The sequence below is a fragment of the Ottowia sp. genome, from assembly GCF_046348305.1.
GTDB lineage: Bacteria > Pseudomonadota > Gammaproteobacteria > Burkholderiales > Burkholderiaceae_C > Ottowia.
In genome coordinates this window covers 225,565-248,696 of record NZ_JAXMEM010000007.1, presented here as the reverse complement: position 1 = coordinate 248,696, position 23,132 = coordinate 225,565, and the positions used below count along the sequence as shown (strand labels likewise).

The window sequence follows — 23,132 nt, the reverse complement described above, 5'->3', positions numbered from 1 at the left end:
TGGCGCCGTGCGCCCGGTTCTCGCGCCGCCGTGGCTCATCGGTGTGCTATCGGCCGCAGTCTGCGGGGCCTTGTGGTTGTTGTACCCGCGCCAAGACATCGAGCGTCGGCTGGCCAGTGCCGGCGAAACCGAGCTGTCGAACAACTACCTGCTCAACCTGCTGCGCAGCGACCCCGACAACCCCCACCTGCGCCTGCTGCTGGCAAAGCATCAGATTGCGCGCGACGATACCGTCGGTGCTCACGCCACCTTGCAACCGGCGCTGGACTCAACCGATCCGGCGCTGCGCAAGGAGGCGCTGTGGACTCAGGGTGAACTGCTGTATCGTGAATACCAAGACACGCCGGAGACCAACGCAGCCCGGCGCGTGGCACTCGTGGGTGCCCTGCGCCAGAACATCCACTTGCTGGCACAGCAATCGTGGCCGATCGAGCGGCAAAGCCGTCTCGCCGTGATGGCCAACGAGTTCAACGCTCCCGAAATCGTCCTGAAGATCACCCGCGACGAGACCCCAACCGATCCGCGCGCAGCCGCCCGATACTACGAGGACGCCGCCAAGCAGGCGCTGGGCCAAGGCGACTACGAAGGCTGCGCGCAACTTTACTTGGAAGCGCGCAAACACGCGCCCGACGCCAGCGAAGCCAAGCGCTACTACTTCGCGGCGGTGGCGGCATTGCGCTCGGGCGACAAGCCCAAGGCCGCGTTGGAGCTGGCCGAACGCGAACTGGGCTCGTTGGCAAACGACCCGCAGGCACTGACCTTGCTCGTCGAACTGGCACGGGCCGCGGGTCAGCCTGACGTGGCCGAACGTTACGTTCGCCGCCTCTTGCACGTCAGTCTGGAGCCCTACTGGCGCGCCATTCAGCAAGCCAGCGCAACCCAGGTCGCCACACTGCGATCCGTCGCTTGGCATCCTGCGGCAAGCGGCCTTGCCGAATCATCCGCAGTGCGCGAGTCTTCCAGATTCGACGATGGTGCCAGCCTGCTGATGCATCCGGGTCAACGCCTGATGCTGGCGGTGGCCGACAAGGCGCCGCCCCCGCCCAACCTGCCCTCCCTGCCGTTTGACGACAAGACCTACACCCTGGGCTATCAAGTGTTCTTGGAGAACCACAAGCTCGAGGATGCTTGGGCCGTGGCCAGCGCCGCGGTGCGCCAAAACCCCGGTGACATGGTGTGGCGCGAGCGGCTGGCCCAGGTGTCTGAATGGACGCAGCGCCCTGGCGTGGCGCTCGACAACTGGCTACATGTTGCCCACGCCACCCAAAGCAAGGCGGCCTGGCAAAGCGTCCAGCGGCTCGCATCCGCGCCGTTCGACGACACGGCCGTGATGCAGACCTTGCGCGACTGGCTGCGCGACGAGCCAGACAACATGCGGCTGCGCCGCCTGCTGATGCAGCGCCAGATCCAGCACGGCGACATCGCCGGCGCCAGCGCCACCTTGAAACCGATGCTCGAATCGCCCGATCCGGCGCTGCGCAAACAGGCGCAGCAGGCCCAGACCGAATTGTTGCAGGACGAATACGTCACCCTGCTGGGCCAGCGCAAACTCCAGGATGCCTGGAAGGTCGCTGACAACGCCGTGCGCAAGAACCCGACGGACATGATGTGGCGCGAGCGCCTGGCGCAGGTGTCGGAATGGACCGATCGCCCCGCCATCGCGTTGCAAAACTGGTTGGAGATTGCCCGCACCACGCAAAAGGAAGCCGCTTGGCAAGCCGTGTTGCGGTTGGCACCCGGCCTATTCGACGATGCCGCCCTGGTGCAGGCGTTGCACCGTCAGTTGGCAGCCCGGCCCGACGACCTGTCGCTGATGCGCGAACTGGTTGACGCCCAGGAGCGCCTGGGCGAGCCACAGCCGGCGCTGGATTACTTGCGTCAGCATGCCAAATCTCCTGCGGGGCTCGAGTTGCTGGCCGGGCTGGCCGAGCGAGCGGGGCAGAGAGACTTGGCACTCGACACTTGGAAAAAGCTGTTCATCGATCCGGCCCAAATCACACCGGAGCGTGCCATGCACGCGGCCGTGCTGGCGCTGCGCGCCGGCCAGCCGGATCGTGGCCTGTCTTGGCTTGAGGCGGTGCAGAATCAAACGCCCGCACCCGCTATCGCCAGCGATTTGTGGCGCATGACGGGCGAGTTGGCAGCCGACCGCGAGCGCAGCGAGCTGGCCATTGCCGCCTACCGCAAGCTTATTGCCACCTCCTCCGCCGACGTCAGCGACTACGACGCACTGATTCGCCTTTTGCAGCCAGAGCAACCCGGCGACGCCGCACAAGTAGCGGTGATGGCGTGGCGTCAGCACGGCATGCCGCGTCATCTGATCGAAGCACTGACGCTGTTTGCCTCCCGCAACCAGTGGGATGACTTCGCCCGTACCCTGGCACAACTCGACGAGGCACCCAGCGCAGCCCGGTCGTCTTTGGCCGAGTTGCGACGTTCACCCCACTTCCTGACGCTCGTGGGCGACTACCACAAGAACGCCGGACGGCTGGCACTGGCGCGGCAGTATTTCGAGGAAGCACTGAAGGTCGATCCGCAGTCGCTGGACACGCGCGAGGCCTTTCTGTGGTTGTTGATCGACAGCAACGATGCAGCAGCCATCCGCCAGCTCTTGGCGGAGCATGAGCCGCAATGGAGCACCAGCCAAGAGTTGCACGACGTGTTGGCGGCCGCCTACCAAGCGTTGTCTCTGCCACAGATCGCGCTTGATCGTTACCTCACGCCAGATCTGCCCAGGCACGAGAACGATTTTCTTTGGCTGATGAACTACGCTGACGCGCTGGACGAGAACCAGGAGATCGACCGCGCTTGGCGCTTGCGTCGCCACCTTCTTTCGCAGCAATGGCAAGAGGCGCGGCAGGCGCCGGACGGCAAGATCCTCAGCCGCGCCCAGGCCCGCAAGCAATGGCTCACCGAAGAGGGTCTTGACGCCACACGCCGCATCGCGCGTGCCCGTTTGGTGCAAACACAACAGCCCGGCGATCCGGCTCGTAAGGTGCTGGCCGAGCTGATGCGAATGGACCAAGACGCGCAAGGCCAGTATTCGGATGCCGCCGCGGAACTGGCGATCAGTTGGCTCCAGGACGCGGGTCACTACAACGCCGAGCGCGGCTTCCTTTGGCAGCAGTACGCTCGCAGCTACGCCAAGCACGCCCATGCTCCGTTGTGGGCCGAGATCAGCGTAGCCCTTGGTCAGTACGACAAGGCTGCCGCCGGGCAACTGCTGGAGCAAAGCGACGCGCGCCTACCGCGCTACGACCGCATCAACGCCGCGGCCGAAGTCGGCGACACGCGCTTGGCCCAAAGCGCCGCCTTTGAAGCACAAGCGGAGCAACCCAACGATGACACGCTGCACCAGCAACTGACCGAAAACCTGCTGAGCTTCGGCAATGACGCCAGCACGAAAGTTCAACACAACTATCTGGGCGCGGCGAGCGAAAACCAGACCGACGTCGGCCTGCACTTCGCTCTCAGCCCCCGCATCTCGCTGGACTTTCAATGGAGCACCATCCGTCGCCACGTCACCGCACCCGATGTGCTGGCCAGCGCGCCCAACGAGAACATCGCTGGCCTGCTGCTGAAATGGCGTCACCACGGCGGCCTGACCCAGCTGCGTGCCGCCAGTCGTCACGGCTTCAGCAACACCACGCCCTTGTGGATTGAGCACGAACAACGCCTGAACAACCGCATTACGCTACGGGGCGAGTTAGGTTGGCAAATGCCCAGCGATGAAAGCTTGGCCCTGCGCCTGGGTGGCATGAAGACACGCGCCGCCGCCCAGTTGGAATATCAGGCTACGCGCCAGGACCGCTTCGTGCTGTCGCAGGCGGCCGAGCGATATCGTCTGCAAACCGGTGCCGAGGTCGGCCGCGCACGCCACACCACCATTGACTTTTCGCATGCCCTGCGCCAGGACAATCCAACTTGGGAAGTGGGAGCCTTCTGGTCCAGCCACCGCTTTGAGCGCCGCTACCCCTTCTACTTGGGCGATCAAGGCGCTAGGTTCCAGCAGCGCTTCGTTCCCCCCGGCGGCGGCGACATGGGCATCGACTACTTCCTGCCCGGCAATTTCCGCTTCTACGGTGTGCGCCTGTCGACCAACATGGCCTACGAGCAGGACTACACGCGCGCGATCCGGCCCTACGCCAGCGTCAGCCGCACCTGGCACAGCGAGCTGGGAGTGGGCTATGACCTGCGCCTGGGTGTGGCTGGCAGCGTGCTGGGTGGCGATCACCTGAGCCTCACCTGGGGCATTGCCAAGTCCGGCATTCAGTCCCTGGGCTTCACCCGCAATGTGCAACTGACCTATCAACTTCGTTTCTAGTCCCGAGGAGAAACCCCATGCGCCTTTACCACTCGATCGCACGCCGCCTGTCCATGCTGGTCACCGCCGGCGCTGTCATGCTGCTGGCTGCGTGCTCCACCATTGACCGTGGAGCCTCGCCCAGCTTGGAGCGCCAGGCATCCTGGGTGGTGTTGCCCTTCGTCAACCACACCGAGACTCCGATGGCCGGCAGCCGAGCCGAGTCCATTGCCCAGGCACTGCTGCAGGCGCAGGGCGTGGGCACCGTGCGTCGTGCTCCAACCGGAACGCAGAAAGATGCGCTGTTTGGCGCCCAGGACAACGCTCGCATGGACGACGCGTTGACTTGGGCGCGCGAACAGAAAGTCCGCTATGCCCTGGCGGGCTCGGTAGACGAATGGCGCTACAAGGTAGGTGTCGATGGCGAACCCGCCGCCGGGGTCACACTCAGCATTCTGGACGTAGCCACGGGCGACACGCTGTGGAGCGGTACCGGTGGGAGGAGCGGATGGAGCCGTCAGGCGTTGTCGGCTGTGGCACAGCAGCTGATCCGCGACCTTCTGCAATCCGGTCTCGCCGACGCTCGCTGAACTTGGCCATGGTCACCTCTGCCCAGACCGTCAGCACTCCGCGCCAGATCGACGGCGACGGTGTCCCATCCGGGACCGGTGTCGGATTGCATCCGCCCCCCCACCTGCTGGGCAAACTGACCGCGCCGGCCAGCCACCCCGTGGCGATGGTGGCCGAAATCATCGCGCTACCACTGCTGGCGGTGGCCTTGGGCTACATCTGGGCCCCGCAAGATCCGCTGCAGGTCAACGGCGAGTTCCCATGGGCTTGGCTGGCACCCCTCCTGCTCGCCCTGCGCTATGGCCCGTTGGCCGGGTTGGGTGCCGCCGGGGTGCTGCTGGTTGCATGGTGGACGCTCAATCCGGGGCGTATAGGACTCTTTCCCCAGATGTACTTCCTGGGCGGGCTAATCTTGGTGTTCGTCGCGGGTGAGTTTTCCAGTTTCTGGCGCACGCGCACGCGCCGCGCCGAAGCGGTGCAACTTTATCTTGACCAACGCTTGGATCATGTGGTTCGTCAGCACTATCTACTGCGTCTGTCGCACGACCGACTGGGGCGCGAACTGATCGGTCGTCCCATGTCCATGCACGACGCGTTGGTGGCACTGCGCGACACCGAGCGCGACGACGTCGGCAGCAAACAAGGCGCGCAGGCCCTGTTAAGGCTGCTGGCGCAATTCTGCCAACTCGATTGCGCTGCCTTGCATTCGGTGGCCCATGGGCAGATAGCCGCCGACCCGGCTGCCGTGCTGGGGGTCTACCAAGGTATGAATCTTGCCGACCCGCTGGTGCGCCAAGCGCTGGAAACGCGCAAGCTGTGTCACATCAGCCAGGCAGTCGCGGCGCAGCAGGATTCGCAGTACTTGGTGGCTGCGCCACTGCTCGATCTGGCGGGCGAGATGTACGGGCTGCTGCTTGTACAAAACATGTCGTTTTTCGCCTTGCACACCGAAAATCTGCAGACCCTGCAATTGCTGCTGGGCTACTACACTGACGGCTTGTCAATGAATGCACTGGCGCAGCCCATCGTGCAGCGGGTTCCAGACTGTCCATACCGGTTTGCCTTCGAAGTCCAGCGCCTGGCCCACCTCAAGACGAGTGCTGACGTGTCCAGCATCGTCGTGGCGCTTGAGTTGACGTCAACTGCGCGATCGCAAGATCTGATGCAGCAGATTTTGCGCCTGAGACGCGAATTGGACGAAACTTGGCTGATCGAAACCCCCGCGCGCCAGGTACTGGCGGTGTTGATGCCCTTGGGTGACGGCGCGTCTGCCGAAGGATACATCGCTCGACTGGAGGACTGGTTGCAGCAAAAGAGCAACCAGTCACTGGCGGAGGCAGGCGTGTTCTCGCATGTGTTGCCGCTGGACGGCACCGACCCTGCGCAGACCGTGGAGCGCATCCACGCCTTGGCTTATGCTGCTTGACCTCAAGTTCGGGCTGGCGGCGCTGGCGTTGGAGGTCGGCGCGTGGAGCAGCGCAAGCCTGCTGGCCGAGCACAGTGACGCGGCACTGGCCAGCTATCTGGTGGTGCATGCCCTGGCCAGCGTGTTGCTATCACTGGCGCTGTTGCCGCTCATCCCTCGCCGTTTGGCGCAGCCGCGGTTGGCCACGCTGGCGCTCATGGCAGGGTTCAGCTACGCGATTCCGGTGGCGGGCTTTCTGGGCGTGCTGGCAGCGTTTCCGGTCTTGGCCCGCTACCACGGCCGCGGCCAAGTGGCTGATTTCGAATCCCTGCAATTGCCCGAGTTCGACCAAACGCAGCGCCGCAAAAGCCAGTTCCGCCAAGCCGGTCTCCGTTCGTTCCTGGGCAAGACGGAGGTTCCCGTGCCGGTGCGCATGCGCGCGATAGCGGCGCTGCAGCATGTTGCCGGCCGCACGGCTGCACCGCTGCTGCGCGGAGTACTCAGCGACCCCAACGACGAATTGCGCCTGCTGGCCTACGGCATGCTCGATAGCCTCGAGAAGCGCATCAACCGTGCCATCGGCGTCGAGCTCAACGCCTTGGACAGTGCCGCTGAAGGCAGCGAGCAGGCGCTGCACAGTGCGCATCATCTGTCCGACCTCTATTGGGAGTTGGTCTATGAGGATTTGGTTCAGGGCGACCTGCGCGCGCATGCGATCCGGGAGTCTTTGCGCTACTGCAACCTAGTGCTGCAGCAGCGGTCGGACAACGCCGCGCTGCACTTGCGTCGGGGCCGCCTGTTGGACGAGTCGGGCCACGCCGACGAAGCCGAACAGGCCTATGTGCAGGCGCGTGCACTGGGCTTGCCGGCTACACGGGTGATGCCTTACCAGGCACAACTGTGTTTCGGTCGGCGCGACTTCGCTCAAACGCGCGCGCTGATGCAGCGCCTCGATCAATGGAGCGCTCTGCCGCGTCTGCGCCCGGTGATCGACTACTGGAACCTGACATGACCCACCCCACGGCCCAATCGGCCGATATCGCGCTGGTGCTGGAGGGCACCTTTCCGTATATTCGAGGCGGCGTTTCGGGCTGGGTCAACCAGATCATCCACGCCTACCCCGAACATCGATTCGCCATCATATTTCTGGGCAGTCGGCGCGAGGACTACGGCGACTTCAAATATCCACTTCCCGCGAACGTGGTGCATTTCGAAGAGCACTTTCTGTATGCGAAGGGAAGCAGCAACGAAGAGCCGTTGGCCCGCGCCGGCGACCCTGTCGGACACGCGCTGGTGCAACGCCTGCTTGACGCGCTCGCCGAGGGTCCGGCCAACGCCCAGGCGATGCGCGCGTTCGAAGCCGTCGTCGAGCAAATGCAGCCGGGTGGAACTGTGCAGTTGACGGATTTTTTGTACAGCCGGCGTGCCTGGGAACTGATTTGCGACAACTATCGCCGCCACTGCGCCGACCCCTCATTCGTCGATTTTTTCTGGACCGTGCGTATCATGTTCCAACCCCTTTGGGTACTGGCACGCGTCGCGCAGCAGTTCATCGACGTGCGCGCGGTGCATTGCGCATCAACAGGCTACGCAGGATTTCTGGGCGGGCTGCTGGCGCAGACGCGCGGCGTACCGCTCATTCTTTCAGAGCACGGCATCTACACCAAGGAACGCAAGATCGACCTGTTCAAGAGCGAGTGGATCCGCGACAACCGCAACATCTTCCAGCGCGACCCCACCGAGCTGTCGTACCTGCGCCAGATGTGGATCCAGTTCTTCGAATGGATCGGCCGCTACTGCTATCAGCGCGCCGACCCGATCATTGCCCTGTACGAAGCCAATCGCCAGCGCCAAGTGGCCGACGGCGCGCCGGCCGAGCGCACCAGCAGCATCCCCAACGGCATCCGGGTGGAGCGGTTTTCGCCCCTGCGTGCAGATCGGCCCGCTGGGCCGCCGCCGGTGCTGTGCCTGATTGGCCGGGTGGTGCCCATCAAGGACATCAAGACTTTCATCCGCGCCATGCGCCGCGTGGTCAATCAACGCCCCGACGCTGAAGGCTGGATCGCCGGCCCTGTGGACGAAGACCCGACTTACGTGGAGGAGTGCCGCAACCTGGTGCGCAGCCTGGGCCTGCAGCAGAACATCCAGTTCCTGGGCATGCAGCGCGTGGAAGATCTGATGCCGCAGATTGGCTTGGTTGTACTGTCGTCCATCAGCGAGGCGCTGCCGCTGGTGCTGCTCGAAGGCTACGCTGCGGGCGTTCCGACGGTGGCCACCGATGTTGGCTCGTGTCGTCAGTTGGTTGAAGGACTGGATGCCGAAGACCGCGCGCTTGGCCCTTCGGGCACTGTGGTGCCGATCGCACAGCCGCAGCAACTGGCCGACGCCGCGCTGGCGCTGCTGGGAGACCCCGTCGCCTGGCATGCGGCCAGCCGGGCTGCCGTTGCGCGCGTGGAGCGCTATTACACGGATACCCTGATGTTCGATCGCTACCGCCAAGTGTACGAACGTGCCCTGACTTACGCTCCGGGAGTTGCCTGATGGCTGGCATCGGATTCGAACTGCGCCACCTGCTGCGCCGCAACACCTTGCTGGGCCTGGTGCAGGCCTATGCCTACGCCGGCGTCATCGGGTCGGGCCCTTGGGTGCTGTCGATCGTCGGCATCCTGCTGATCGGCATCCTGAGCGCCAGCGTGGTCGAGCCAGCCACGCTGGTAACGCAGTTCCAGACCTCGGTGACCTATCTGGTCGCGTGCAGCCTGATCTACACCGGTCTGGCGCAACTGACTTTCACGCGCTTCGTCTCCGACCGCTTGTTCGAAAAGCAAGGGCGGCAGGTCTTGCCCAACCTACATGGCCTGATGGTGCTGGTGCTGCTGGGAGCGGCGGTGCTGGCCACTCTGGCGCTGTTCGTGGTGTTGCCCGGCTTGGGACTGCTTTACCGTCTGCTGATGCTGGCCGGCTTTGCCTTGCTCAGCGCCGTGTGGATGCTGACCATCCTGCTGTCGGGCATGAAGCGCTACAAGGCCATCGTCGTTCTGTTCGGCTCGGCCTACGCGCTGATCGTGGTGTGCTCACTGCTGCTGCGCCCTTGGGGGCTGGAAGGCCTGCTGGGCGGATTCGTGCTTGGCCACTTCGTGCTGCTGGTGGGCATGTGGCTTTTGGTGGTGCGCGAGTTTCCGGCCGCGCCGCGCCTGGTCGCCTTCGACTTCTTGCAGCCCGGCAAGCTGTACCCATCGCTGGTGGCGATCGGCCTGCTCTACAACGCGGGCATCTGGGCCGACAAGTTCATGTTCTGGTTCTTTCCGCCCACCTCGCAGCCCATCATCGGCCACCTGCGCGCCTCGCTGATCTACGACCTGCCGGTGTTCCTGGCCTACTTGTCCATCATCCCCGGAATGGCGGTGTTCCTTATGCGCATTGAGACCGACTTCGTCGAGTACTACGACAAGTTCTACGACGCCGTGCGCGGTGGAGGTTCTCTGCAATTCATCGAATCCATGCGCGACGAGATGGTTTACTCCATCCAGCAAGGCCTGGGTCAGATCGCCAAGATCCAGACCTTGGCTGTGCTGGTGACCATGGTGGCCGGCCCTTGGCTGCTTGACGTGTTGGGCATCTCCCGCCTCTATTTGCCGCTGCTGCACGTGCAAGTGATCGGTGCCGGCCTGCAGGTCGGCGTGATGGCGGTGCTGAACGTGTTCTTCTACCTCGACCAGCGCCGCACCGTGCTGCTGCTGTGCGTGCTGTTCGTGGTGTTGAACGTGGTGCTTACCGGTTTGACACTGTGGTGGGGCGCGCCGCTGTACGGCTACGGTTTCGCGGTGGCGCAACTCGTGACACTGGCTGCCGGGCTGCAACTCCTCACGCGCCGCCTCAACCGGCTCGAATACCACACTTTCATGCTGCAATAGCACGCCCGGCCGGCTCGGCAGATCCGGATAGGCACACGACGGGATACAGCCGCGCGACCCAAAGGGTGCACAATTAGCCACTTTTTCCTGTGGCCACCGGATATCCCCATGCCTACCCCCTCGCGCTGCCGTCTGACCACTCTCGCCTGTCTGCTCGCGCTGAGCGCGACCCTGACTGCTTGCGGCGGTGGTGCCGATACGTCGGGCGAGGCAACGGCACCACCCTCGCCACCGCCCAGCGGAACGTTCCAGTTGGTATTCGCCAGTCCAACATCAGCCGACAACGTGCGCGAAGTGAACACTCCGGTGCCGCTGGATCTGCGGATGACGCTGAACGGCGCGCCGGCGCCCGACAACGTCAATGTGGATCTAAGTGCCACCTCAGCTTCCGTCACTCCCGCGCGCACTACCACCGGCGTCGGCGGACACGCGGTTGCGTCGCTGGTCGGGAGCAGCGCAGGCACCGTCGCCATCAACGCGGCGGTGAGCGGACGGCCGGAAGTCAAGACCGCGCTCACCCTGTACCTGCGTCCGGCACCCAGGCAATTGGAGGTACTGGTGCCTGCCTATTTCTCGACAGGCAGGGCCAACTCGCCTTGGATCGCACTAAGCGCCGGCCAGCAGAGTTTTCCGGATGTCCGGATCACGGCCATCCTGAACCCGAGCGATGGCCTGTTCGACAGGCCCGATCCAAGCCTCGTGAGCGCCGCAGCCGACTTCATCAGCAAAGGTGGCAAGCTCATCGGTTATGTGCTGACCGGCTATGGCAACGGTGGACGTTCGCTGGCCGACATCCAGGCCAACGTCGACGCCTACGTGACCCACTATGGCACTGCCGTCAGCGGCATCTTTCTCGACGAGGTCGACAACACGCCCAAGAAAATTGCTTTCTACCAGTCCGTCTCGACCGATATCCGCCGCCGCCGCCCCAGCTTCCGCATCGTCAGCAACCCCGGCACCTATCCGGATGCGGGCTACGCCGCACTGGCCGACACTGTGACAACTTTCGAAGGTCAGGCGGTGACCTACTTCAAGACGGACCCGCAGCCGGACAACACCTGGGTCTATCAGCACGACAATGGCGCGCAGGCGATGCTGGTGCATGACGCGTCCTGTGCGGACATGCAGAAGGCGCTGCGCGCCGCCGCCTCGGCGCGCAACAACACCGGCGTGGTCTACGTCACAGACCTGCACTACAACCCTGCCACCGGGAGCGGCAACCCCTGGGCCAACCTGCCAAGCTACTGGATGACCTTCCTCGCCACGGTCGACGCCATCAACAAGAGCCAAGCGTTGCCAGCCTGTTGAGTCGGGCCGGGCGCCGCGTAGCGGCCAGCCGGTCTCGGGTTCGACCATTGGGGCGTCCGCATGCAGCCCCTCGTCCACTCCACGGGCGGAACGTAAAATCGCGGCTGAACTCATCCGGTCGCGCACGATTGAGGCCGTCCCGCCTCGCTCAGTTGTGCGCTGCGCAGCCCCTTGCCCCATATCACCCGTGTCTTTCGCCCATGAAACCCGCCGCCGCCGCACCTTTGCCATCATCAGCCACCCCGACGCCGGCAAGACCACGTTGACCGAGAAGCTGCTGCTGTTCTCGGGCGCGATCCAGATCGCCGGCGCCGTCAAGGGCCGCAAGGCATCGCGCCACGCCACCAGCGACTGGATGGAGATCGAGAAGCAGCGCGGCATCTCCGTCGCATCGAGCGTGATGCAGATGAGCTACCGCGATCACGTCATCAACCTGCTGGACACGCCCGGCCACAAGGACTTCAGTGAAGACACCTACCGCGTGCTCACCGCCGTCGATTCGGCGCTGATGGTGATCGACGCCGCCAACGGCGTGGAGGCGCAGACGCGCCGCCTGATCGAGGTCTGCCGCCAGCGCGACACGCCCATCATCACCTTCGTCAACAAGATGGACCGCGAGGTGCGCGACCCGCTGGACATCCTGGACGAAGTCGAGCGCGAGCTGGGCATGCCCTGCTGCCCCATCACCTGGCCGGTGGGCCAGGGCAAGACCTTTGGCGGCATCATCGACCTGCGCACGCGCAGCATGACCGTGTTTCAGCCCGGCAGCGACAAGCGCCCGCAGGAGTTCGAGACCATCCCGCTGCACGAGGCCGACACGCTGCGCAGGCGCTTTGGCGCCGCCTTCGACCACGCGATGGAGAGCTTGGAACTGGCCGTCGGCGCGTCCGAGCCGTGGAACCACGAGGCCTTTCTGGCCGCCAGGCTGACCCCCGTGTTCTTTGGCTCCGGCGTCAACAACTTCGGCGTGATGGAAGTGCTCAACGCCGTGGTCGACATGTCGCCCCCGCCCCGCCCGCGCATCGCTTACACCGAGGTCAACCGCCAGCGCGAGCAAGTCACCGTGCGCCCCGAGAGCGAGGGTTTTTCGGGCGTGGTCTTCAAGGTGCAGGCCAACATGGACGCCAACCACCGCGACCGCATCGCCTTCGTGCGCGTGGCCTCGGGCAGGTACCAACCGGGCATGAAGATGAAGGTGCAGCGCAACGGCAAGGAGCTGCGCCCCACCAGCGTGGTCACCTTCATGAGCCAGCGGCGCGAGGCTGTGGAAGAAGCCTATGCCGGCGACATCATCGGCTTCACGACCCACGGCGGCGTGCAGCTGGGCGACAGCATCACCGACGGGCCCAACCTCCAATTCACCGGCCTGCCCTTCTTCGCGCCCGAGATGTTCATGACCGTGGTGTTGAAGAATCCGCTGCGCACCAAGCAACTGCAGCAGGGCCTGATGCAACTGGGCGAAGAAGGTGCCATCCAGGTCTTCAAGCCCGACGCCGGCGGCAACATGCTGCTGGGCGCCGTCGGACAGCTGCAGTTCGAGGTGGTGCAGCATCGCCTGAAGACCGAGTACGACTGCGACGTGCGGCTGGAGGGCTGCCCGTACACCGGCGCGCGCTGGATCAGCGCCGACACGCCCACCGAACTGAGCGCCTTCGAGAACGCCTACCCCCTGCGCATGGCGCATGACGCCGCCGACGCGCTGGCCTATCTGTGCACCAGCCCGTATGACGTGCGGCTGGCGCAGGAGCGCTTTCCGAAGATCCATTTCCATCCGCTGCGCGAGCATGCGGGGATGGAATTGCAAGCTAGCTAAACATGGCGAATGCGGCTCCTCTCGATCGGCAGCATGGCAACAACTTCGACGCGATCCGCATGATGGCAGCGTTGACAGTGCTCTACAGCCACCACTTTGCACTGACGAGTCAGGCCGAACCTTCCTTCTTGGGTCTGTATAGCTGGGGTGGAGCGGCGGTCATCGTATTTTTTGTCATCAGCGGATATCTGGTGACAAGCAGCTGGTACAACGATCCAAATGTTCTGCGCTTTTGCCTGCGTCGGTTCCTGAGAATCTGGCCGGCTCTCACTGTCGTGGTCATCTGTACCGCCTACGTTCTGGGCGCCTACGTGACCACCCTGCCGTTGCACACTTACTGGACTCACGGGGCCACTGCCGCCTACCTGCGCACGCTCGCCATGCAGGTTCACTTCGTGTTGCCGGGAGTGTTTGAGGAAAACCCTTATGCACGTGGCGTCAATGGCTCGTTGTGGACGATCCCCTTGGAAGTTCGCTGCTACGTGGTCATGGCACTGGCCGGGTTGCTCAGTGTGATGCGTGTGCGATTCATGTGGCTATGCTTCGTGGCGCTATATGCAATCTGGTTCTTGTCCAAAACCAGCGCCGACGTCTCCGGAACCGTTCACTACGGCAGTGAGCTGAGCGCATTTTTCCTCGCTGGATCAGCCCTTTTTCTGCTCCAAGCCCACTGGGAGCGACGCCCGGTCGCTTGGATACTGGCCGCAAGCATCGGGGCGGCGCTAACCTGGTCGGCTGGTTGGCACTACACCGCCGTATTGATCGTCCTGCCGCTCGTGCTGGTCTACGTCGGAACGCGTGCCACTCCGGTGTTGCGGCGCGCCGGACGCTGGGGCGATCCGTCATATGGCACCTACCTGATTGCGTTTCCAGTTCAGCAGACCGTGATCCTTTTCGGTTGGCCGCACCTGGGCTTTTTTGGCACGTTGGCTATTTCGACAGGAATCGTGTTGGTACTGGCCTACGCGTCATGGCACGGCATTGAAAAGCAGGCACTGAAATTCAAACCCCGGAAGCGATGAACACCGCTCGACACCGCGATTCACGGCTACCACCCGGCTTGCTGTTCTGTGCACTTGCACTGATCTATAGCCTATGGTTGGTAGCATGCTGGCCTGGAATCCTGGGCCAAGACAGCTTGGCGATCATTCTCGAAGTCGAATCCAATCGCGACTTCCAATCAAACAAACCGCCACTCTGGTATCTCTTTAACCTCGCGCTCTATGGTCCCTGGCGCTTGGTGGAAATCCCGATCGCTTGTCAAATGTTGATTTGCACACTGGTGTGTACCCGCATCTTGAGTTGGATGTGGACAAATCGGCTTTACAAGAGCTTTCTTTACGGCCTGCTGGGGGTGGCACTCGCGCCCAGTGTGCTGTATTACGCGAGCAGCCTGTATTCTGACGGTATTTACGCCATCGCGTTGGCTGGAATGCTGTTTGAAGTGTGGCGTTGCTGGCGCCAGCGTCGGCTCGATATGACCGCATGCTGGATGCTGACAATTACCGTGCCATTCGCACTTTTCTCTCGCCCCAATGGAATTCTGAATGTCATTGCCATTCTTGCTCTCGCGATTGCATTGCCCCGTGGGCATCGGTGGCGACTTGCTGCAGTGGTCCTGCCGTGGTGCGTGTTGGCAGCATTCGCACACTTTGAATTCAAGCAACGCAATCCAATTGGCTCCGTCTTTCCATTGGCACTATACGAAACCGTCGGATTTCTGGAACATCGACCCATGGGCCTGTGGGAGCGCGGTGAGCCCAGAGTTACCGCAGCAACCGTTGACGCGTTGACGTCATCGGGCAACAGTCTAGAGAAAATTCTTCAATTTCATGACCACTACTATTGGGATCCGCTCATTTTTTTTCCTCAAGGGCCTGCATTGCTGGGCCTGTCCAATGACGCCAAAAACACTATTTTGCGCGAATTTTTTACATATAACCTTTGGCATAATTTCCCTGCGTTTGCAGCGAGCCGCATCAACATTTTTCTTTATTCGTCCTTAGCGGACGGCGGATTCGCAGGATCAACAAACGCAGAGCACATCCTGCCCCAGACTCACTCAAATTCTGAAATCCGGTTTCGTCACGGCGTCATTCACCGTTGGCAGGTGGATTGGCTGGACTTCACGTTCAAATATCGTGCGATACTGTGGACACCGTGGGTCGGCCTGATACTGATGATGTTGGCAGGCGCACGCACATGGCGGTACCGCGACCGTCCTGGCATGGTCGTTTGCGCGATATTTTGGTTTCAACTTCTTGCCGTCTTCACGCTCTCGATCGCGGGGGAATATCGCTATTTGTTGGCGTTTTTCGTCGCACCTTTGGTGTTGCTTCCAATATTCGCCGCATCTGATTCTTCATCGTCCAATGTCTAGTCTCGTCATTGCTCTAACGCTCGTGTGTGTGCTGGCCATCAGTACCGGGCAACTCCTGTTCAAAAAGGCCGCGCAAGCGATGCCTGACGTGCTGTCGCTCTCGGCCCTGCTGCACAACGGCTGGCTTATCGCCTCGCTCGTGCTCTACGGCGTCACCACCCTCGGCTGGGTCTGGATCCTGCGTCACGCGCCGCTGCATTTGGCCTACCCTTTCATGGGCCTGGCCTTCCTCATCGTGCCGACGCTGGCCTGGGCCTTCCTCGGCGAGCCGCTGGGCTGGCGCACGCTGGCCGGCGGCGCGCTGATCATGGCCGGCGTTGCACTCGCCTCGACCACCGCATGACGGCCATGCGCATTGCCATCGCCATCCCTTGCTACAAGGTTACGCGCCACGTGATGAACGTGATTGCCGCCATCGGCCCCGAGGTCGAGGTGATCTACGCGGTGGATGACGCCTGCCCCGAGCACAGCGGCAAGTTCATCGAAGAACATACGCACGATCCTCGGGTGCGCGTGATCTACCACGCCGAGAACCAGGGCGTCGGCGGTGCCGTCGTCAGCGCGTACCGGGCGGCCATTGCCGACGGCATGGATGTCGTCGTCAAGATCGATGGCGACGGGCAAATGAACCCGGCACTGATGCGACACTTCGTGCGGCCGATCGCGCGCGGCAAGGCTGACTACACCAAGGGCAACCGCTTTTATCGGCCCGAATCGCTGCGCGGCATGCCGGCCGTGCGACTCATCGGCAATGCGGCACTGTCGTTCATCAACAAGCTCAGCACGGGCTATTGGCCGATCATGGATCCGACCAACGGCTACACGGCGATCCACTCGGCGGTGCTGCGCCAGTTGCCACTGGACAAACTGGAGCGCCGCTATTTTTTCGAGAGCGACATGCTCTATCGATTGAACGTGCTGCGTGCCGTGGTGCAGGATGTGCCGATGGATGCCGTATACGCGGATGAAGAGTCGAGCCTGCGCGTCTCCAAGGTGCTGCCCGAGTTCCTGGGCAAGCACATCGCGCGCTTTTTCAAGCGCTACGTCTATCAATACCTGGTGCGCGACTTCAACATCGGCAGCCTCTACAGCGTGCTGGGCACGCTGCTGTGCCTGGCGGGCCTGCTGTTTGGCAGCGCGCGCTGGCTGCACAGCATCGCCACGGGGCTGCCGGCGTCGAGCGGCACGGTGATGGCAGCGGCGCTGCCCATCTTCATCGGCATCCAGTTTCTGATCGCTTTTTTGCACCATGACGTCAGCAGCGTGCCGCGTGAGCCCCTGTGCACCGAGGTGGTCGATGACGCCTGACGTTGCGCCCAAGGCCAACCTGCAGTGGATTCAGGCACTGCGGGGTCTGGCAGCGCTGATGGTGCTGTTTTTTCACATGCGCCCGCATTGGGACCTGGCGCCGCTGCTCGCAGTGACGGGTGCGGCCACGCGCTGGGGTTTTTCGGGTGTGGACATCTTCTTTGCTCTCAGCGGTTTCGTGGTGTACCGCTCGGCGCAGCGCACCATTCCGACCAAGGGCATCTGGCCCTTTGCCCGCAAGCGCTTGGCACGCATCTACCTGGGCTACTGGCCGGTGCTGGTGTTGATCGTGCTGCTCACGATATTCGTGTATCACAGCAGCTTGCCAACGGGCAAGAAAATGCTCTTCAGCACCTTGCTCCTGTATCCCAACATCTGGGACAACTGGTTGGCACCGGCTTGGTCGCTGACGATGGAGGTTTATTTCTACGTTTGGATTGCACTCATCACGCTGATGCCTGCGCGCCACCAACTCGCGGCAATTTGCTGCGCGATGGCGGTGCTGCTCGTCTGGGGCGTTGGCTGGCTGGTGGGCGACCCAGCGCGCGTCTTTCAGGGGCAGCAGCCGCTGCGCTATGCGTTAACGGGGCTGGGACTCGAGTTTCTCGCAGGCGCGTTGATTGCACGCGCCTACGATCACCGCGCGTGGGTGTTCCAAAACCAAAACGCTCGAACAACGGCGCCCTTGTGCGCGGTGTTGATTGCCGCCGGTTTGGCGCTGGGCACTACGTCGCCCTACTTCGATCGCGTCGAAGTGATGCGCGCGGCAAGCTTTGGGGTCGTTGGCGTGTCGGCCCTGATGCTGGCGCTCATGCTGGAGCAAACGCGCTTTGCGCCGCCCGCATGGTTGGTGGCAGTGGGCGACGCCTCATACAGCCCGTATCTTCTGCACACGGTGTTGCTCGACTTCAGCGGGCGACTGCGCGGGAAATGGGGGCTAACGTCACCTGATGCGCTGCTGGCGTTCCTGCTGGCACTGCCGGTGGTCATCGTGCTGCTCAGCCTGCTGTGGTACCGGTGGGTTGAAAAGTCCACTCTGAAGCTGGCATCGTGAAAGCCCTTGGCGACTGGCCCGTGATGGCCCGCCGGGCTCTGGTCGGGCTGTTCACCGACATCGACGACACGCTCACCACCGACGGCGCAATCACCGCAGACGCTCTGCAGGCGCTCGAAGCGTTGAGAGCTGCCGGGCTGCGCGTGATCCCGATCACCGGGCGGCCCGTGGGCTGGAGCGAACCGTTTGCCGCCACTTGGCCGGTGGATGCCATCGTGGCAGAAAACGGTGCGGTTGCGCTGGTACCACAAAATATTGGTCAGATCGGCCTCCAGCGCTCACCCATCAAGCGCGAGCAGCTATCAAAAATATACCAACAGGATGCTGCGACACGCGCAGCGCAATACGCGCGCATGCAGCAGGTTCTGGCCCACATCGAAGCCACCGTGCCCGGTGCGCGCCGCGCGCAGGATTCGGCCGGACGCGAGTGCGACATCGCCGTCGATCACAGCGAGTTCACGCAGCTGCCGCAAGCCACCATCGACCAGTGCGTGGCCCTGATGCGCGCGGCCGGCATGAACGCCACGGTCAGCAGCATCCACGTCAATGGCTGGTACGGCGCGCACGACAAGTGGCAAGGCGCGCAGTGGATCGTGCGCGAGTTGCTGGGGCGCGATCTGGCGGCCGAGATCGACCAATGGGTTTACGTGGGCGACTCGACCAACGACCAGCGGATGTTCGAGCATTTCCCGCACAGCGTGGGCGTGGCCAACATCGCGCGCTTCGTGCCCCAGCTCACGCACCTGCCCCGCTACGTTACCCCCAGCGAGCGCGGCGCCGGTTTTGCCGAGCTGGCGCGCTGCCTGCTGGCGGCGCGCGCCGGATCAACGCGGCGCGCGTGACGGCGCCCCCAGCTGCGCACGGGCCTCGCGCCGCACCATCACCCACGCCACCCAGGCCAGCCACAGCGCGGCCACGCCGGCGGCGGTGCCGATCAGCCATTCGCCCAGGCGCGCCTGGTCGTCCAGCAGGTAGGCGTTGCACAGGCGCAGCGGCGACTCGATGTACAGCGAGCCGACCACCGCCATCATGGGCAGCACGTTGCCCAGAAAGAAGAATTGCAGCACCAGCCCGGCCGGCCGCCAGGACAGGCGCAGCGCTGCGCCGGCCGCCACCAGTGCGGCCAGCTTGGCCCATTCCACCTCCGGGCGCAGCAGCGCCAGGTCCAGCACGCGCGGCACCATGCCGACGGCCAGCACCAGCACCACCAGCAACAGGCCGCAGATGCCCTGGGCGTTGCAGCGCGCCACGGCGGTGCGCGCGCGCGCGGGCAAACCCGCCGCCAGCAAGGCGCCGGCACCCATCAGCAGCGGAAATTGCACGATCATGTGGCGCCACATGCTGGCTTCCAGCGCGTGGCGCACCCAGGGCAGGCACAGCAAAGCAAGCCCGACCACACCGGCCAGCGCCTGGTGGCGCGCGGTGACGGTCATGACAGTCCCTCGGGCGCCGGCTGGCGCGCCAAATGGCGGGCATAGTTCAATGCCAGTTGCTGCTCGGCCAGGTCGAACACGCGCACCATGCGGCCGTGGCGGTCAAACACCAGCAGGGCGGCGTTGTGCTCGAAGTCGCCGCGGCCGTCGGGCACCACCACCACGCCCAGGCGGCGCAGCAAGGCCTGCTGCTGGGCGGCGTCGGGCACGCGCACGAACTGCCACAGTGCGGGCTGCGCGTGCAGGCCCCCGGCATAGGCCGTCAACGCCGCTGGGTCGTCGTGGGCGCCGTCGACGCTGATGGACACGAGGCGCACGCCACTGGGCTGGCCGGCGGCGGCGTCGGCTTGCAGCGCGGCCTGCAATTGCTGAAAGCTGCCGCCCAGGGTGCGGCACACCGTCAGGCAGCGCGTGTAGAAAAAATCGACGATGTGCACGTCCCCGCCTTCGGCCAGCAGGGCGGGCAGCGTGGCCGCGGTGACCCCGGGTCCTTGCACGGCCACGGCGGGCGCGGGCACCGGGTGCAGGGCCACGTCGTGGCGGCGCGCGCCCTCGTCGGTCCACACCTGGAAGTCGCGCGTGAGCCAGGCCGCGGCGCTGTAGCCGCACAGCAGCAACAGCACGCTGACGATCGCGGTGCGCCACATCACCGGCTCCCGCTGCCGCTCAATTGCCCGTGGCGGCCAGGGCCTTGAGCGCGGCCCCGCCCTCGAAGGGCGTGGTGCGCGCTGCGCCGGCCTTGCGCTCGGCGGCGAACACGGCCGCGTCGATGGGCTCGGACTTGTTGCTCCAACTGCTGCGGATGTAGCTGGCCACGCCGGCCAGCTCGGCGTCGCTCAGCTGCGCGAAGGAGGGCATCTGGCCATTGAATTTCTGGCCCTCCACCTCGATCTCGCCGGTGATGCCGTGCAGCAGGATGTTGGCCAGCACGCGCGGCTCGCCATGCACCCAGTCGGAGCCGTCCAGCGGTGGAAAGACGCCCGGCAAGCCCTTGCCGGTGGCCTGGTGGCAGGCCACGCAATTGGCGGCAAAGATGGCGCCGCCGTCCACCGCGCCGCCGCCCGCGCCCCCGCCAGCCGCCTGGGGCCGCAGGTCGGCCAGCGTGCGGTGGTCGCCCAGAGCCGGATTGGTGTAGGGCCCGGAGTTGATGATGTAGATGATGCCGAACAACACCATGCCGACAGCAATCACGGCGGGCAGGATCGGCATGGGGCGAATGCGCTCTTCCGGATCGACGCGCTCGCGGTCCTGGGCATGCACGGCTGGCTGGTCGGATTCAGACATGGGAAGACCTCACTGGATTGGGTGGCACGATCGCGCAGGCGGCGCGGCTCACTTGGGCTCGGGCGGCAGGACCGGGTAGTTGCGCTTGAGTGCCTGCAGGTACTTCACCAGGTCCAGCACCTCCGGCTTGGCCACCACCACCTTGCCCTGGGGCTGCACGTCGGGCGGCAGGTGCACCACGACCTCGTCCTTGTCGGCCTTGTCCTTCACCTCGAACAGGAAGGGGAACGAGGGCATGGTCGACTCCTTGACGTAGCCACGCGGCTGGAACAGGTGTCCGAGCTGCCAGTCGGCGCTGGGCTGGCGCACCCCGATGTTGAACAGGTCGGGCCCGGTGCGCATGCTGCCCAGCAGGTGCGGCCGGTCGTAGACGTAGTCGCCCGCCACGGCCGCGCGCCCCCAGCCGCGCTTGGCGTCGGGGCCGAAGCTGGGGTCGCGCGGCTGCTGCGTGTGGCAGTACACGCAGCCGTTGGCAATGTAGACCTCGCGGCCGCGCAGCTCGGCGCTGGTGTAGGGCTTGAGGCCCTCGGGCGCCGGCACGTCGCGGATCTGGAAATAGGGAATCAGCACCAGCGCCACGACGGCGATGCTGAAGGTCACCATGGCGCCGGTGACGAGTTTCGGTTCATTTTCCATGAGCGGGCTCCAGGGGGCTGGATTGAGGATGGAACAAGGCGGCGCCGACCCGATTGGGACCAAAGCGCAGCACCATCACCAGCACGTGGAAGGCAAAGATCAGGTGGCTGGCCAGCATGAGCGAGCCGCCCACGCTGCGCCACTCCAGGTAGGGAATGGTCAGCTGCACCGATTCGATGAAGGGCTTGCTGGCGTCCAGCATGGCCAGGCCTTGCAACCAGCCGCCGTAGGTCAGCGGCCCGAAGTAGATCAGGATACCGATGGCCGCCAGCCAGAAGTGCGCCGAGATGAGCCGCGGGAAGGGCCATTCCCAGTTGAGCACGCGCGGCAGCATGAAGTAGATGGCGCCAAACAGCACCATGGTGACGAAGCCGTAGGCGCCCAAGTGGGCATGCGCCACGGTGAAATGGGTGAAGTGCGTCACCTGGTTGATCGAGCGCAGCGCCTCGAACGAACCCTGGACGGACGACAGCATGTACATGAAGCCGCCGAACATCATGAAACGCAGCGTGGGCGAATAGCGCGCCAGCCGCATGCGCCCCCACATGGTGCCGGCCATGTTCACCGAGAAAGCAACCACCGGCACGATCATCATCATGCTCTGCACGATCGACAGGGTGATCATCCACTCGGGCACGGGCCCGCCGATCAGATGGTGGCCGCCGACCTGGGCGTAGAAGAAGGCCAGCGTCCAGAACCCCAGGATCGACAGGTTGTAGGAGCTCACGCGCCGCCCGATCACCTTGGGCAGGAAGTAATAGATCGCGCCCAGCGCCGCCGGCGTGAACCACAGGCCCAGCACGTTGTGGCCGTACCACCAGTTCATGGTGGCCTGCTCCACGCCGAAGTGCGCACCCGGGATCTTGGCGACCGTGAAGAGCATGGCAATCCACAGGACGGATGCCACGTGATACCAGGCGCTGACGTAGATCTCGTGCGACTTGCGAAAGGCCACCGTGGCCAGCACCGGCGGGATGATGCACAGAAAACCCGCGACGACGAAGATGCCGATCTGCCACGGGATCTCCAGGTACTCCATGCCGGCCGTCCAGCCCATGCCGAAGCCGCCGATGGCGCTGGCGATTCCGACGTTGATCAGCGCGCCACCCATCATGACCCACAGCGGGCCGCGCAGCGGCGTGCGCATCATGCGCGGCAGCAGCCAGACGATGATGCCCAGCTCGGCGTTGGTGATCCAGCCGTAGAGCACGGCCGTGAGGTGGTAGGTGCGCATGCGCCCGAAGGTTTCCCACCCTTCGCTCACCAGAAAATCGGGCCAGTGCAACTTGAGCGACGCGGTCAGCCCGGCAATGGAGCCAAAGACCAGCCACATGACGGCGAACCCGATGAACATGAACACCGGAAACGCCGTCGATCGGTCGGCGTCGTAGCGGTCGTCCAGGCCCTCGGGGTCCTCGGCCTGCTGCAAGTCGCGCCCCTTGTCGTTGGTCTCGGTGATGGCCTGTTGCAAGCGCGCCTGGTCGTGGCCCGTGAGCGAGGGGTCATCCGCCTTGCCGACCTCGCCCGCGGCAAAGATGCTGCCCGCGGCCTTGGGGTTTTCGACGAACAGGCCCTTGCGCATCGACCACATGAAGGCAAACAGCCCGATGAGGGAAAGCACAAAGGCCGACAACAGGCTGACGACGGCGCTGTCCATGATGGGTTCCTTTGGATGGTGACAAAACTGCAAGCCCTGTCCAAGCCTGCCCCCGGCGCGGCGCCGA

The 23,132-nt window shown here is 64.1% G+C and carries 19 protein-coding genes; 14 read left to right on the top strand and 5 right to left on the bottom strand.

Going from position 1 to position 23,132, the window contains the following annotated elements; all coding sequences use genetic code 11:
- The first annotated feature begins 7 nt into the window (after nucleotides 1-7).
- From U1F38_RS10465 to U1F38_RS10400, 14 genes are all read left to right on the top strand, one after another.
- Nucleotides 8-4,324 carry a tetratricopeptide repeat protein gene (locus U1F38_RS10465; protein ID WP_409987002.1) on the top strand — a complete coding sequence of 1,439 codons (4,317 nt, stop codon included), beginning with the start codon at nucleotides 8-10 and terminating at the stop codon, nucleotides 4,322-4,324.
- Nucleotides 4,325-4,341: 17 nt separating this feature from the next.
- Nucleotides 4,342-4,893 carry a penicillin-binding protein activator LpoB gene (locus tag U1F38_RS10460; RefSeq protein WP_409987001.1) on the top strand — a complete coding sequence of 184 codons (552 nt, stop codon included), beginning with the start codon at nucleotides 4,342-4,344 and terminating at the stop codon, nucleotides 4,891-4,893.
- A gap of 8 nt (nucleotides 4,894-4,901) precedes the next feature.
- Nucleotides 4,902-6,299, top strand: a complete 1,398-nt coding sequence (locus U1F38_RS10455; RefSeq protein ID WP_409987000.1) for a PelD GGDEF domain-containing protein — start codon at nucleotides 4,902-4,904, stop codon at nucleotides 6,297-6,299.
- Nucleotides 6,289-7,290, top strand: coding sequence for a hypothetical protein (locus U1F38_RS10450; protein ID WP_409986999.1), 1,002 nt, complete (start codon nucleotides 6,289-6,291; stop codon nucleotides 7,288-7,290). The genes U1F38_RS10455 and U1F38_RS10450 overlap by 11 nt, the downstream gene beginning before the upstream one ends.
- Complete coding sequence (gene pelF / locus U1F38_RS10445; RefSeq protein ID WP_409987025.1) at nucleotides 7,287-8,819, top strand: GT4 family glycosyltransferase PelF; 1,533 nt, start codon at nucleotides 7,287-7,289, stop codon at nucleotides 8,817-8,819. Before U1F38_RS10450 ends, pelF begins: the two co-directional genes overlap by 4 nt.
- Nucleotides 8,819-10,192, top strand: coding sequence for an exopolysaccharide Pel transporter PelG (gene pelG / locus U1F38_RS10440; RefSeq protein WP_409986998.1), 1,374 nt, complete (start codon nucleotides 8,819-8,821; stop codon nucleotides 10,190-10,192). The genes pelF and pelG overlap by 1 nt, the downstream gene beginning before the upstream one ends.
- Before the next feature lie 108 nt (nucleotides 10,193-10,300).
- Complete coding sequence (locus U1F38_RS10435; protein ID WP_409986997.1) at nucleotides 10,301-11,500, top strand: spherulation-specific family 4 protein; 1,200 nt, start codon at nucleotides 10,301-10,303, stop codon at nucleotides 11,498-11,500.
- 187 nt (nucleotides 11,501-11,687) lie between these two features.
- Nucleotides 11,688-13,313: a peptide chain release factor 3 gene (locus U1F38_RS10430; protein ID WP_409986996.1), complete on the top strand. Its 1,626-nt coding sequence runs from the start codon at nucleotides 11,688-11,690 to the stop codon at nucleotides 13,311-13,313.
- A 2-nt stretch (nucleotides 13,314-13,315) separates the two neighbouring features.
- A complete protein-coding gene (locus tag U1F38_RS10425) occupies nucleotides 13,316-14,335 on the top strand; it encodes an acyltransferase family protein (protein ID WP_409986995.1) in 1,020 nt (339 codons plus the stop codon).
- Nucleotides 14,332-15,693, top strand: coding sequence for a hypothetical protein (locus U1F38_RS10420; protein ID WP_409986994.1), 1,362 nt, complete (start codon nucleotides 14,332-14,334; stop codon nucleotides 15,691-15,693). Before U1F38_RS10425 ends, U1F38_RS10420 begins: the two co-directional genes overlap by 4 nt.
- A complete protein-coding gene (locus U1F38_RS10415) occupies nucleotides 15,686-16,036 on the top strand; it encodes a hypothetical protein (RefSeq protein WP_409986993.1) in 351 nt (116 codons plus the stop codon). Before U1F38_RS10420 ends, U1F38_RS10415 begins: the two co-directional genes overlap by 8 nt.
- Before the next feature lie 5 nt (nucleotides 16,037-16,041).
- Nucleotides 16,042-17,001: a glycosyltransferase family 2 protein gene (locus U1F38_RS10410; RefSeq protein WP_409987024.1), complete on the top strand. Its 960-nt coding sequence runs from the start codon at nucleotides 16,042-16,044 to the stop codon at nucleotides 16,999-17,001.
- Nucleotides 16,964-18,055 (top strand): acyltransferase family protein, encoded by a 1,092-nt coding sequence (locus U1F38_RS10405; RefSeq protein WP_409986992.1) that lies wholly within the window; start codon nucleotides 16,964-16,966, stop codon nucleotides 18,053-18,055. The genes U1F38_RS10410 and U1F38_RS10405 overlap by 38 nt, the downstream gene beginning before the upstream one ends.
- A gap of 23 nt (nucleotides 18,056-18,078) precedes the next feature.
- Nucleotides 18,079-18,897: an HAD-IIB family hydrolase gene (locus U1F38_RS10400; RefSeq protein WP_409987023.1), complete on the top strand. Its 819-nt coding sequence runs from the start codon at nucleotides 18,079-18,081 to the stop codon at nucleotides 18,895-18,897.
- Here the strand turns inward: U1F38_RS10400 and U1F38_RS10395 are convergent.
- From U1F38_RS10395 to U1F38_RS10375, 5 genes are read right to left on the bottom strand one after another with little or no spacing between them, the layout of a single operon-like run.
- The gene (locus U1F38_RS10395; protein WP_409986991.1) at nucleotides 18,880-19,488 is read right to left on the bottom strand and encodes a hypothetical protein; all 609 of its coding nucleotides are present in this window, start codon (nucleotides 19,486-19,488) and stop codon (nucleotides 18,880-18,882) included. The genes U1F38_RS10400 and U1F38_RS10395 overlap by 18 nt on opposite strands.
- Nucleotides 19,485-20,135: an SCO family protein gene (locus U1F38_RS10390; protein ID WP_409986990.1), complete on the bottom strand. Its 651-nt coding sequence runs from the start codon at nucleotides 20,133-20,135 to the stop codon at nucleotides 19,485-19,487. The genes U1F38_RS10395 and U1F38_RS10390 overlap by 4 nt, the downstream gene beginning before the upstream one ends.
- A 19-nt stretch (nucleotides 20,136-20,154) precedes the next feature.
- A complete protein-coding gene (locus tag U1F38_RS10385; protein ID WP_409986989.1) occupies nucleotides 20,155-20,772 on the bottom strand; it encodes a c-type cytochrome in 618 nt (205 codons plus the stop codon).
- Between the two features lie 48 nt (nucleotides 20,773-20,820).
- The gene (locus U1F38_RS10380) at nucleotides 20,821-21,408 is read right to left on the bottom strand and encodes a cbb3-type cytochrome c oxidase subunit II (protein ID WP_409986988.1); all 588 of its coding nucleotides are present in this window, start codon (nucleotides 21,406-21,408) and stop codon (nucleotides 20,821-20,823) included.
- Nucleotides 21,398-23,065, bottom strand: a complete 1,668-nt coding sequence (locus U1F38_RS10375) for a cbb3-type cytochrome c oxidase subunit I (RefSeq protein ID WP_409986987.1) — start codon at nucleotides 23,063-23,065, stop codon at nucleotides 21,398-21,400. Before U1F38_RS10375 ends, U1F38_RS10380 begins: the two co-directional genes overlap by 11 nt.
- Nucleotides 23,066-23,132 lie beyond the last annotated feature (67 nt).

Excerpts from the sequence above, each read along its gene's own strand:
- U1F38_RS10460 (WP_409987001.1), top strand. The coding sequence starts at position 4,342 with ATGCGCCTTTACCACTCGATCGCACGCCGCCTGTCCATGCTGGTCACC.
- U1F38_RS10455 (WP_409987000.1), top strand. The coding sequence starts at position 4,902 with ATGGTCACCTCTGCCCAGACCGTCAGCACTCCGCGCCAGATCGACGGC.
- U1F38_RS10450 (WP_409986999.1), top strand. The coding sequence starts at position 6,289 with ATGCTGCTTGACCTCAAGTTCGGGCTGGCGGCGCTGGCGTTGGAGGTC.
- pelF (WP_409987025.1), top strand. The coding sequence starts at position 7,287 with ATGACCCACCCCACGGCCCAATCGGCCGATATCGCGCTGGTGCTGGAG.
- pelG (WP_409986998.1), top strand. The coding sequence starts at position 8,819 with ATGGCTGGCATCGGATTCGAACTGCGCCACCTGCTGCGCCGCAACACC.
- U1F38_RS10435 (WP_409986997.1), top strand. The coding sequence starts at position 10,301 with ATGCCTACCCCCTCGCGCTGCCGTCTGACCACTCTCGCCTGTCTGCTC.
- U1F38_RS10425 (WP_409986995.1), top strand. The coding sequence starts at position 13,316 with ATGGCGAATGCGGCTCCTCTCGATCGGCAGCATGGCAACAACTTCGAC.
- U1F38_RS10420 (WP_409986994.1), top strand. The coding sequence starts at position 14,332 with ATGAACACCGCTCGACACCGCGATTCACGGCTACCACCCGGCTTGCTG.
- U1F38_RS10415 (WP_409986993.1), top strand. The coding sequence starts at position 15,686 with ATGTCTAGTCTCGTCATTGCTCTAACGCTCGTGTGTGTGCTGGCCATC.
- U1F38_RS10410 (WP_409987024.1), top strand. The coding sequence starts at position 16,042 with ATGCGCATTGCCATCGCCATCCCTTGCTACAAGGTTACGCGCCACGTG.
- U1F38_RS10400 (WP_409987023.1), top strand. The coding sequence starts at position 18,079 with ATGGCCCGCCGGGCTCTGGTCGGGCTGTTCACCGACATCGACGACACG.
- U1F38_RS10395 (WP_409986991.1), bottom strand. The coding sequence starts at position 19,488 with ATGACCGTCACCGCGCGCCACCAGGCGCTGGCCGGTGTGGTCGGGCTT.
- U1F38_RS10390 (WP_409986990.1), bottom strand. The coding sequence starts at position 20,135 with ATGTGGCGCACCGCGATCGTCAGCGTGCTGTTGCTGCTGTGCGGCTAC.
- U1F38_RS10385 (WP_409986989.1), bottom strand. The coding sequence starts at position 20,772 with ATGTCTGAATCCGACCAGCCAGCCGTGCATGCCCAGGACCGCGAGCGC.
- U1F38_RS10380 (WP_409986988.1), bottom strand. The coding sequence starts at position 21,408 with ATGGAAAATGAACCGAAACTCGTCACCGGCGCCATGGTGACCTTCAGC.
- U1F38_RS10375 (WP_409986987.1), bottom strand. The coding sequence starts at position 23,065 with ATGGACAGCGCCGTCGTCAGCCTGTTGTCGGCCTTTGTGCTTTCCCTC.